The sequence below is a fragment of the Micromonospora sp. 4G55 genome (genome assembly GCF_016803375.1).
This window is the reverse complement of the sequence record NZ_JAEVHN010000896.1, coordinates 1-2,086: the sequence shown is the minus strand read 5'-3', so window position 1 is coordinate 2,086 and position 2,086 is coordinate 1. Positions and strand designations below refer to the sequence as shown.

At 75.8% G+C, this 2,086-nt stretch carries 1 protein-coding gene and 2 pseudogenes; 1 reads left to right on the top strand and 2 read right to left on the bottom strand.

Going from position 1 to position 2,086, the window contains the following annotated elements:
- Both JNW89_RS35820 and JNW89_RS35815 read right to left on the bottom strand, forming a co-directional pair.
- A pseudogene (locus JNW89_RS35820) lies at nucleotides 1-131 on the bottom strand (mannose-1-phosphate guanylyltransferase); the annotation flags it as partial.
- A gap of 85 nt (nucleotides 132-216) precedes the next feature.
- A pseudogene (locus tag JNW89_RS35815) lies at nucleotides 217-1,354 on the bottom strand (chorismate-binding protein); the annotation flags it as partial.
- Nucleotides 1,355-1,623: 269 nt separating this feature from the next.
- Here JNW89_RS35815 and JNW89_RS35810 point away from each other — a divergent pair.
- A partial coding sequence (locus JNW89_RS35810; RefSeq protein ID WP_255541602.1) for an FGGY family carbohydrate kinase occupies nucleotides 1,624-2,086 on the top strand: 463 nt, incomplete at its 3' end.

Here is a 2,086-nt window from a genome sequence, read left to right as displayed (position 1 = left end):
TGGAAGTCGCCGACGTCGTTCCAGCCGAAGTCGCCGGGCACCGTCGCGACCCGGCCGGCGGTCGCCGCGCCCTCCATCACCGCGTAGTCGACGGAGATCTTCGGCAGCGTCGGCCAGACCGTGCCGGGGAGCTGTCGGCCGCCCCCGGGGCGGGCGGGAAGCCGATCCACGAGTGGCTCGAGCTGCGCCCGTTCCTGACCGAGCCGGGCTGAGCTGGCGGGGCAGCCGCCTTGGCGTGCGTCTCGGCGACCTCGCCGGCTGCGGTGGAGTGCCGCACCAGGGTCGCGACCGGCACCCGCAGCTCACCGGTGGGGGAGATCTCCGCCGTCCGGATCAGGATCGGCGCGTCCAGCGTCTGCCGGCCCGCGCCGTCGCGCCCGAGCAGGGCCAGCACGCCGGAGTAGTAGCGCCGCCCGCAGCGCTCGTGCCGGGCGATCACCCGGCAGGCGTTCTCCATCGGACTGCCGGTGACCGTCGGGGCGAACATCGTCTCCCGCAGCACCTCCCGGACGTCCTTCGAGCCGCGCCCGGCGAGCAGGTACTCGGTGTGCGCGAGGTGCGCCATCTCCTTCAGGTACGGCCCGACCACCTGGCCGCCGTGCTCGGCGACCGTGGCCATCATCTTCAGCTCCTCGTCGAGCACCATGTACAGCTCCTCGACCTCCTTGGGGTCGCGGAGGAAGCGCAGCAGGGCGGCGCGGTCCGGACTCGCGCCGGCGTGCCGGAAGGTGCCGCTGATCGGGTTCATCATCACCAGCCCGTCGTCGACGCTGACGTGCCGCTCCGGGCTCGCGCCGACCAGGATCCGGTGCCCGGTGTACACCAGGAACGTCCAGTAGGCGCCCCGCTCGCCGAGCAGCAGCCGGCGCAGCGCCGCCAGCCCCGCCCGCAGCGGCGATCCCTGTACCGTCGCCCGCAGGGTGCGGTGGATGACGAAGTTGGCGCCCTCGCCGCGGCCGATCTCCTCGGCCAGCACCCGCTCCACAATGCCGGCGTACTCCTCGTCGGCGACGTCGAACGCGGCGCCCGCGGTGACCACCGGGGCCGGCGGGAGCGCGGCGAGCGCGTCGGCCAGGGCGATCCGCGCGTGCCCGGCTATCTCCAGGTACTCCAGCGGCGTGCCGTCGTCGACGCACTCGAAGCCCCGCTCGGCGATCTGCCGGTACGGCACCAGGGCCAGCGTGCGCGGGCCGGCCGCCCCGTCCGGCAGCGGCAGGTCGGCGAGCCGGTCGGCGGTGCGGACCGTACCCGTGAAGAGGTCGAGGTGCGCGGCGCCCTCGCGACGGACGAGCGCGAACGGGCCGGGGGCGGCGTCGTGCGCGAGGGCGGCGAGCAGGTCGTGCGGGCGGTTCATCGGTGTCTCCTCCGGGCCGGTCGGCGCCGCCCGTCGGGGCGGCCCGGGAGCCGGGGAGAGACCGGCGGCCGCCTCGTCGGGCGGCCGCGTGAGAGCTACGCGCGGAAGGTGGCCGCCGGGTCGGCGGGCCACCAGCAGGACAGGTGCGCGAGCATGTCGACCACCCTACGCGGCCCCCACCGGGCGCGGAAGCCGTCGGCGGTACGCGGTCGCGCCGTGGCCGCCGATCGAGGCTTCGGCGGGCCGGTCGACGGGTACCGTGACCGGCGATGAACATTCTCGCTCTCGACCTCGGCACCTCCTCGGTACGCGGGCTCGTGCTCGACGCCGACGCGGCTCCGCGGCCGGGTGCGCTGGCGCGGCGCAAGGTGCACGTGGACATCGGCGATCGCGGCTCAGGCACCCTCGACCCCGCGCACTACCTGGCCTGCCTGGTCGAGTGCCTGGACGAGCTCGCCGCCGCCGGGCACCTGCGCGGCGTGCACCTGGTCGCGGTCTCGGCGCAGTGGCACTCGGTGGTGCCGCTCGACCCCGCGGGCGCGCCGCTCGGGCCGGTCCTGACCTGGCTGGACACCCGCGCCATGGCGGCCCCCGGCAACGCCGGCCCGGCCGATCCGGACGCCTACCACGAACGGACCGGCGGGTGGTGGCACCGCGGCTACTGGCCGCTCCGGCTGCCCTGGCTCCGGGAGCGGTGCGGTACCCCGATCGCCCGGTTCGCCGGCCTGGCCG